At 75.0% G+C, this 9481-nt stretch carries 3 protein-coding genes; all 3 read right to left on the bottom strand.

Annotation, left to right across the window (positions count from 1 at the left end; genetic code table 11):
• Positions 1–1222 (bottom strand): beta-ketoacyl synthase N-terminal-like domain-containing protein (locus tag ACBJ59_RS62665; RefSeq protein ID WP_375119375.1); only part of this gene is annotated, 1222 nt, incomplete at its 3' end.
• Positions 1223–1238: 16 nt separating this feature from the next.
• Complete coding sequence (locus tag ACBJ59_RS62660; protein ID WP_375119374.1) at positions 1239–6560, bottom strand: SDR family NAD(P)-dependent oxidoreductase; 5322 nt, start codon at positions 6558–6560, stop codon at positions 1239–1241.
• The coding region (locus ACBJ59_RS62655) for an SDR family NAD(P)-dependent oxidoreductase (protein ID WP_375119373.1) at positions 6550–9481 on the bottom strand (2932 nt) is incomplete at its 5' end. The genes ACBJ59_RS62660 and ACBJ59_RS62655, both read right to left, overlap by 11 nt.

The following is a 9481-nucleotide window of genomic DNA, read 5'->3' as shown; positions in this document are numbered from 1 at the left end:
ACGTCGGCGGCAACACCCGCCGCTCCAACGCCAGCACCATCTTGATCACACCCGCCACACCCGCAGCCGCCTGCGCATGCCCGATGTTCGACTTCACCGACCCCAGCCACACCGGCCGATCAGCCGGACGCCCGCGCCCGTACGTGGCCAGCAGCGCCTGCGCCTCGATCGGGTCGCCCAGGGTGGTGCCGGTGCCGTGCGCCTCGATCGCGTCGATGTCGCGGGTGTCCAGCCGGGCGTCGGCCAGGGCCTGCTGGATGACCTTCTCCTGGGCGGGCCCGCTGGGCGCGGTCATGCCGTTGCTGGCGCCGTCCTGGTTGACCGCCGTGCCCCGGATCACCCCGAGAATCCAGCGCCCGTTGCGCCGCGCCTCGGACAGCCGCTCCAAGGCCAGCACCCCGACCCCCTCGGCCCACGCCGCGCCGTCGGCCGAGGCCGAGAACGACTTGCACCGGCCGTCCGGGGACAGGGCGCCCTGGCGGGAGAACTCCACGAACGGCACCGGCGAGGCCATGACCGTCACGCCGCCGGCCAGGGCGAGCGAGCACTCGTCCTGCCGCAGAGCTCGTACGGCGAGGTGCAGCGCGACCAGCGAGGACGAGCAGGCCGTGTCCACCGTGAGCGAGGGACCCTCCAGCCCGAGGGTGTAGGACACCCGCCCGGACACCAGGCTGGGAGCGCTGGAGGTGAACAGGGTGCCCTCGACCGACTCCGGCGCCCCGTCGAGGAAGCGGGTGGAGTAGTAGTCGTACATGTTCCCGGCGTAGACGCCCGTCCGGGTGCCGCGCAGGGAGCCGGGCTCGATCCCGGCCCGCTCCAGGGCCTCCCAGCACGCCTCCAGGAACAACCGGTGCTGCGGGTCGGTGGCCAGCGCGCTGCGCGGGCTCATCCCGAAGAAGGCCGCGTCGAAGTCGGCGGCGTCGTACAGGAAGCCCCCGTGCCGCGTGTACGACTTCCCCATCGCCTCCGGGTTCGGGTCGTACAGGCCTTCCACGTCCCAGCCCCGGTCCGCCGGGAACTCGCCGATCGCGTCCCGGCCCGAGGCGACCAGGTCCCACAGCTCCTCCGGACCGCCCACCCCGCCCGGGTAGCGGCACGCCATCCCGACGATCGCCACCGGCTCGTGCCGGCGGTCCTCGTCCTCGGCCAGCCGCTGACGGGCCTCGGCCAGCTCGACGGTGGCGCGTCTGAGGTAGTCGCGGAGCCTGTCCTCGGTCCTCATCGATGGGCCTTCCTGTTCACAGTTCGTTGTCGATGAGTGCGAAGATCTCCTCGTCGGAGGCGGAGTCGATCTTCTCCATCACGGTGTCGGCGTTGTCACCCTGTGGAGCGCCGAACATGGCCAGGCCGCCCTGCAGCACGGCGACGAGCTTGGTGCGGATGGCCTCGCCGTCGTCCTTGGCGCTGGTGAGCATGGATCCCACGCGTTCGAGGGCGCCACGCAGGGTCTCCTCGGGCGAGGGCGTGGCCGGGGCCAGCGTGTTGAACAGGTATTCGGCCAGGGAGCTGACGGTGGGGTGGTCGAAGACCAGCGTGGTGGGGAGCCGCAGGCCGACGTCGGCGTTGAGCCGGTTGCGGAGTTCCACTGCCGTGAGGGAGTCGAAGCCGAGCTGGGTGAACGCCCGGTCGACGCTGATCTTCTCGGGGTTGCCGTGCGCGAGGACGACGGCGATGTGGTCGCGTACCCGGTCGCTGAGCAGGCGCAGCCCCTCTTCCTTGCTCAGCTCGGCCAGGCGGGCCATCAGCGAGCTGCGGCTCTCGGCCTGGTCGGCGCCCGCGGCCCGCCGGGGCGCGCGGACGAGGCCGCGCAGCACCGGGGGCAGGTCGCCGTTCTCGGCCCTGGTACGCAGCCCCGCGCCGTCCCACCGGGTCGCCACCATGGTGGGCTCGGCGCCGGCCAGTGCCGCGTCGAACAACTCCAGGCCCTGCTCGACGCTCAGCGCCGCGATGCCCGCCCGCGCCAGCCTGGCCAGGTCGGCCCGGCTGAGCCCGCCGGTCATGTCGGAGGCGGCGTCCCACAGGCCCCAGGCCACCGAGACCGCCGGCAGTCCCTGGTCGCGGCGGTGCTCCGCGAGCGCGTCCAGGAAGGCGTTGGCGGCGGCGTAGTTGCCCTGCCCCGCGTTGCCCAGCACGCCGGCCAGCGAGGAGAACAACACGAACATCGACAACGACCGGTCGCGCGTCAGCTCGTGCAGGTGCCAGGCCGCGTCCGCCTTCGGCGCCAGCACCGACTCCATCCGATCCGGCGTCAGGTCCTCCACCAGCGCGTCGTCCAGCACCCCGGCCGCGTGCACCACACCAGCCAGGGACACCGAAGCCAGCACCGCCGCCAGCGCGTGGCGGTCGGACACGTCGCAGGCCGCCACCGCGACCCGCGCTCCCAGGCCCTCCAGCTCGGCCACCAGCGCCCCCGCTCCAGGGGCTAGCGGGCCGCGCCGCGACACCAGCAGCAGGTCACGCACCCCGTGCCGCTCCACCAGCCGCCGCGCCACCAGCGCCCCCAGGCCGCCGGTGCCGCCCGTGACCAGCACCGTCCCCGGCACCTCGCCCAGGGACCCGGCGACGGGCTCGCGGCGGGTCAGGCGGGGCACGAGGAGCTTGCCCTGACGTACGCGGACCTGCGGCTCCCCGACGGCCGCGATCCTGGCCCAGTCGGCGTACCCGTCCTCCGCCTCGGCCAGCACGAACCGGCCCGGCTGCTCCGACTGCGCCGACCGCACCAACCCCTGCACCGCCGCACCGGCAAGGTCACCCGGCCGGGTGACGAACATCAGCCGGGACTCGGTCATGCGCGGGTCGCGGATGGCGTCCAGCGTCTGGGCGGTGAGCTGCCGCAGGGCGGCGGGCACGTCCGTGTCCCCGCTCACGCACGGGATCACGACCGCTTCCGCGTCGCCGGGCTCGGCGACCGCCTCGACCCAGTCCACGCCGTACGAGACCGGTCCGGCGGGGCCGGCCAGCGAGCCCGACGGCATCGGCCGGGTCCGTACCGAGGCCAGCGAGAACGCCAGCCGCCCGACGGCGTCGGCGGCCTCGATGGCGTATCCGTCGTCGCCGGCCTTGGCCAGCCGCACGCGCAGGGTCCTGGCCTCGGCGGCGAGCAGCCGTACCCCGCGCAGCTCGAACGGCACGCGCAGGCCCTCGGTGCCGTCGGCGACCAGCAGCGGGTGGAACATCGAGTCCAGCAGCGCCGGGTGGATGCCGAACCCGGTCACGTCCACCTCGTCGGGCAGCGACACGTCGGCGAACAGCTCCTCGCCCCGCCGCCACACGGCACGCAGACCCTGGAAGGCGGGGCCGTACTCGTAGCCCTGCTCGGCCAGGCGCTCGTACCCGCCGGCGATGTCCACGGGGGTGGCTGCGGCGGGCGGCCAGGCGGCGGCCCAGTCGGGACGGGCGTCGCCGTCCCGCTCCTCGGCGACGGCGCCGGACAGGTGGCGGGTCCATCCGGCCTCGTGGTCGTCGGCCGGGCGGGAGTGGACCCGCACCGGGCGGCTGCCGGAGGTGTCCGGCGGATCGACGACGACCTGGATCGCCACGCCGCCGCGGGACGGCAGGATCAGCGGGGCCTCGAACGTCAGCTCCTCGATCACGCCGTGCCCGGTGCGCGTGCCGGCCTCCAGGACCAGGTCGGCCAGCGCGGCGCCGGGCAGGATGACGGCGCCGCCCACCGCGTGGTCGGCCAGCCAGGGCGTGTCGGCGACCGACAGGCGGCCGGTGAGCACGGTCGGTCCGCTGTCGGCGAGCTCGACCGCCGCGCCCAGCAGCGGGTGGCCGACGTCGCGCAGGCCGGTGGCGGACAGGTCCGCGCCCCTGGCGGGCGCGCCGAGCCAGAAGCGTTCGCGTTCGAAGGCGTAGGGGGGCAGGTCGAGGCGGTGGCCGTGGCGGGACAGCTCGGCCCAGTCCACGTTCGCCCCCGCCACCCAGGCCCCGGCGAGGCAGGCGGCCAGCGCGTCGGGCTCGGCGCGGTCGCGCCGGTGCAGGGCGAGGATCGTGGCGTCGTCGCCGCTGACGCACTCGTGCGCCATGCCGGCGAGCACGGCCTGCGGGCCGACCTCCAGGAAGATGCCGGCGCCGAGCTCCTCCAGCTTGCCGATGGCCGCGTGGAACAGGACGGGCCGCCGGATCTGGTCCAGCCAGTAGCCGGGGTCGGACCAGTCGCCGGGGGTGCCGGTGACGGAGAGGGTACGGCCGCGGCCGAACGTCACGCTCTTCAGCTCGTCGGCGAACGCCGGGAGCATCGGCTCCATGAGCGGGGAGTGGAAGGCGTGGCTGACCGACAGCCTGCGGGTGCGCCTGCCGAGCTGCCGCCAGTGGTCGGCCACGGCCAGGCAGGGCTCCTCGGCGCCGGAGATGACCACGCCGGTGGGGCCGTTGACGGCGGCGATCCCGACCTGGTCCTCCAGCCCGGCGAGGGTGGGCGCGACCTCGTCGGCGGTGGCGTTCACGGCCACCATCGCGCCCGGCCGGCACAGCTCCCGCATGAGGCGGCCGCGGGCGGCGATCAGGCGGGCCGCGTCGGGCAGGGACCAGATCCCGGCGACGTGCGCGGCGGCGTACTCGCCGACCGAGTGGCCGGCCAGCGCCGCGGGCTTCAGGCCGAGCGACTCCAGCAGCCGGTGGGCGGCCACCTCGAAGGCGAACAGGGCCGGCTGGGTGTAGGCGGTGTCGTTCAGCAGCTCCGCCTCGCGGGTGCCGGGCTCGGCCCACATGATGTCGCGCAGCGGCCGGTCGAGGTGCGGGTCGAGCGCCGCGCACACCTCGTCGAGGGCGGCGGCGAACACCGCCGAGGCGGCGGCCAGGTCGCGTCCCATGCCGGGCCGCTGCCCGCCCTGGCCGGTGAACAGGAAGGCCAGGAGGGGCTGCTCGCCGGCGACTCCCTCGATGACGGGCGCCGCGTCGTCCTCGGAGGAGGCCGCCTCGTGGCGCCGGTAGCGGGCGAGGCCGTCGGTCAGGGCGGCGTGGCCGCGGCCGAGCACGACGGCGCGGTGCGGCAGCGGCGGGCGCTTGGCCAGGGAGTACGCGACGTCGGCCGGGTCCTGCCCCTCCCCCGCGGTGACGAACTCGTGCAGCCGGGCGGCCTGGGCCGCCAGCGACTGGGGGCTGCGGGCGCTGATCGTCCAGGCGAGCGGGCCGGTGAAGGCGGGGGCGACCGGCGGCTCGGGGTCGGGGACGTACTCCTCCACGATCGCGTGCGCGTTGGTGCCGCTGATGCCGAAGGAGGAGACCCCGGCCCGGCGCGGGTGCTCGGCGCGGGACCATTCGGCCTGCTCGGTCAGCAGCCGGACCTGGCCCGCCGACCAGTCGGCGTGCGGGGTGGGCTCGGTGACGTGCAGGGTACGGGGCAGCACGCCGTGCCGCATGGCCATGACCATCTTGATCACGCCCGCGACGCCGGCGGCGGCCTGGGTGTGCCCGATGTTCGACTTCACCGATCCCAGCCAGATGGGCCGGTCGGCCGGGCGCCGGCGCCCGTAGGTGGCCAGCAGCGCCTGGGCCTCGATCGGGTCGCCCAGGGTGGTGCCGGTGCCGTGGGCCTCGATCGCGTCGATGTCGCGGGTGTCGAGCATGGCGTCGGCCAGGGCCTGCTGGATGACCTTCTCCTGGGCGGGCCCGCTGGGGGCGGTCATGCCGTTGCTGGCGCCGTCCTGGTTGATCGCCGTGCCCCGGATGACCGCGAGGATGCGGTGCCCGTTGCGGCGGGCGTCCGACAGCCGCTCCAGCGCCAGCACTCCGACGCCTTCGGCCCACGCGGCGCCGTCGGCAGAGGCGGAGAACGACTTGCACCGGCCGTCCGGCGACAGGGCGCCCTGGCGGGAGAACTCGACGAAGGCGTCGGGCGAGGCCAGCACGGTGACGCCGCCGGCCAGGGCGAGCGAGCACTCGTCCTGGCGCAGAGCCCGTACGGCGAGGTGCAGCGCGACCAGCGAGGACGAGCAGGCCGTGTCCACCGTGAGCGACGGGCCCTCCAGCCCCAGGGTGTAGGACACCCGGCCGGAGAGCACGCTCGACGTGCTGGAGGACAGCAGCGTGCCCTCCATGGCCGGCGGCACCGCGCCGTGCATGAACCGCTGGGAGTAGTCGCTGAACATGTTGCCCGCGTACACGCCGGTACGGCTGCCGCGCAGGCTCGTGGGGTCGATCCCGGTCCGCTCCAGGGCCAGCCAGCACGTCTCCAGGAACAGCCGGTGCTGCGGATCGGTGGCCAGGGCGCTGCGCGGGCTCATCCCGAAGAACGCGGCGTCGAAGTCGCCCGCGTCGTACAGGAAGCCGCCATGCCTGGTGTACGTCGTCCCCGCCGCCTCGGGATCGGGGTCGTACAGGGACTCCACGTCCCAGCCCCGGTCCGCCGGGAACTCGCCGATGGCGTCCCGGCCCGAGACGACCAGCTCCCACAAGTCCTCGGGACTGCCGACCCCTCCCGGGTAGCGGCACGCCATCCCGATGATCGCCACCGGTTCGTGCCGGCGGGCCTCGTCCTCGGCCAGTTGCCGCCGGGCGTCCGTCAGCGCGAGGGCGACCCGCTTCAGGTACGCGCGCAGCTCAGCCTCATTCGCCATGGTCGGGCCCTTCCATCGGGTTCCTCAGGGGGGAGGTCATGGCTCGGTTGTCGATCAAGGCGAAGATCTCCTCGTCCGATGCGGAGACAATCTCTTCCGCGGCTCCGCTGGAGCCGTTCTGGGCGGTGGCCGAGATGGCGACCGCGGTGGCGCCGATCCTGGAGAGCGCGCTCTGCAGGATGGCGACGAGCTGGCGGCGGACGGCGTCCGACTGGCCGTTCGCGGCCAGCAGCGCCGACTCGGCCTGGTCGACCGCGGCCCGCAGCGCGTCCTCGGGCGAGGGCCCGTCCGGTGCCAGGGTGTTGAACAGGTACTCGGCCAGCGACGTGACGGTGGGGTGGTCGAAGACGAGGGTGGCGGGCAGCCGCAGGCCGGTGTCGGTGTTGAGCCGGTTGCGGAGCTCGACGGCGGTCAGGGAGTCGAAGCCGAGCTCGTTGAAGGCCCGGTCCACGTCCACCTGGTCGGGGTTGGGGTGCGCGAGGACGGCGGCGACGTGGCCGCGTACGAGCTGGGTGAGATGGGGCCGCGCGGCCGCCTCGCCCATGATCGCCAGGCGTTCGCCCAGCCCCTGCCCGGCGGCCACCGGAGCGGCGGCCGCCGTGTTCGACGCGACCCGGCGCGGCGCGCGGACCAGGCCGCGCAGCACTGGGGGCAGGTCGCCGTTCTCGGCCCTGGTACGCAGCCCCGCGCTGTCCCACCGGGCGGCCACCATGATCGGGTCGGCGCTCGCCAGGGCCGTGTCGAACAGCTCCAGGCCCTGCTCGACGCTCAGTGCCGCGATGCCGGCCCGAGCCAGCCGGGCGAGGTCGGTCTGGCTGAGCCCGCCGGTCATGTCGGAGGCGGCGTCCCACAGGCCCCAGGCCACCGAGACCGCCGGCAGTCCCTGGTCGTGGCGGTGTGTCGCGAGCGCGTCCAGGAAGGCGTTGGCGGCGGCGTAGTTGCCCTGCCCGGCGTTGCCCAGCACCGCGGCGACCGAGGAGAACAGCACGAACATCGTCAGCGGTCGATCTCGGGTGAGCTCGTGCAGGTGCCAGGCCGCGTCGGCCTTGGGCGCCAGCACCGATCCCAGCCGGTCCGGCGTCAGGTCCTCCACCAGCGCGTCGTCCAGCACCCCGGCCGCGTGCACCACACCTGCCAGGGACACCGGGGCGAGCAGGGTCGCCAGCGCGTGACGGTCGGACACGTCGCAGGCCGCCACCGCGACCCGCGCCCCGAGGCCCTCCAGCTCGGCCACCAGTTTCCCGGCCTCCGGCGCCTCCAGACCGCGCCGCGACACCAGCAGCAGGTCACGCACCCCGTGCCGCTCCACCAGCCGCCGCGCGACCAGGGCGCCCAGACCACCGGTGCCGCCCGTGACCAGCACCGTCCCCGGCACGTCCGCGGCAGACCCGGGGGCGGGCTCGCGGCGCGTCAGGCGGGGCGTCAGCAGGGCGTCTTCCCTGACCACGAGCTGCGTCTCGCCGGCCGCGACCGCCGCGGCCACCCGGTCCCAGGCCGCGAAGCCCTCCGGCACCTCGGCCAGCACGAACCGGCCGGGCTGCTCCGACTGCGCCGACCGCACCAACCCCTGCACCGCCGCGCCCGCCAGGTCGCCCGGCCGCGTGACGAACACCAGCCGCGCGTGCGCGAACCGCTCGTCGCCGAGCCAGCCCTGCACCAGGTCGAGCACCTGGTGCAGACCGTCGTGGACCGAGTACGGCAGGTCGTCGGGGTCGGCCTGGCAGGGTGCCAGGACCAGGCCGGGGATCTCGCCGGCGCTCATGTCGGCCAGGGAGACCAGGTCGTAGTAGCGGGGCGCGGCCGTCCCCGCCGCCGCCAGCTCCGCCTCGATCTCGTCGGCGAGCGCGTCGGCTCCGACCACCGCCCAGCGCTGCCCGGCCGCGTCCGCCGAGGCGGGCTCGGCCCAGTCGAGGGCGTAGGCCGTGGCGCCGGTGGCGGGGCGGGAGCCGCTTCTCGGCGTCTTGCGCAGCGCCAGCGTGTCGACGCCGGCGACCCACTCGCCCGCGCCGTCGAAGAGCGCCAGCGAGATCTGGTCGTCGCCCCGGTCGCTGATCCGTACGCGGAGGGTGCCGGCGCCGAGTGCGGCCACCCGGATCCCGCTCCACGAGAACGGCAGCAGCAGGACGTCCTCGTCGTCGCCGGACTCGGCCACCACCAGGTGCAGCGCCGCGTCCAGCAGGGCGGGGTGCAGGGTGAAGCGGTCGGCGTCCGCGCGTACCGGGTCGGGCAGCGCGACGTCGGCGTAGGCGTGGCCGCCGGCGCGCCAGGCGGCCCGCAGGCCACGGAAGGCGGGGCCGTATTGGTAGCCGCGCGCGGCGAGCCGTTCGTACACGTCGTCCAGCTCGATCCCGGGCGCCTCCGGCGGCCACGAGGTCAGCCGATCGTGAGCGGTCTCCGGGGCCGTGCCGAGCAGGCCGTTCGCGTGTGTCGTCCAGGGGTCGTCCGCGGTCCGGCGGGCGTAGACGCCCACCGTGCGGCGGCCCTGCCCGTCCGGCCCGCCCACGGCCACCTGCACCTGTACGGCGCCCGACCCGGGCAGGACCAGCGGCGCCTGCAGCGTCAGGTCCTCGACCAGGTCGCACCCGGCCATGGCGGCGGCCTCCAGCGCGAGTTCGGCGAACGCCGTGCCGGGGAGCAGGACGGTGCCGTCCACGGCGTGGTCCGCCAGCCAGGGGGTCGTCGCCAGGGACAGCCGGCCGGTGAGCAGGAACCCGTCGTCGGCGGCCAGCGGCACACCCTGGTCGAGCAGCGGGTGCCGGGAGGAGCCGGATCCCTGGTCGATCCAGTAGCGGTCGCGCTGGAAGGCGTAGGTGGGAGGCTGCCCACTCGGGGCCGGTCCATCACCCAGCACCAGCGGCCAGGCCACCGGCGCGCCCAGCACCCACGCCTGAGCCAGGGACAGCAGCATCCGCCGCGATCCA

The sequence above is a fragment of the Nonomuraea sp. MTCD27 genome (genome assembly GCF_041950495.1).
In the GTDB taxonomy this organism is placed as follows: domain Bacteria; phylum Actinomycetota; class Actinomycetes; order Streptosporangiales; family Streptosporangiaceae; genus Nonomuraea.
This window is presented reverse-complemented; position numbering and strand designations above follow the sequence as displayed.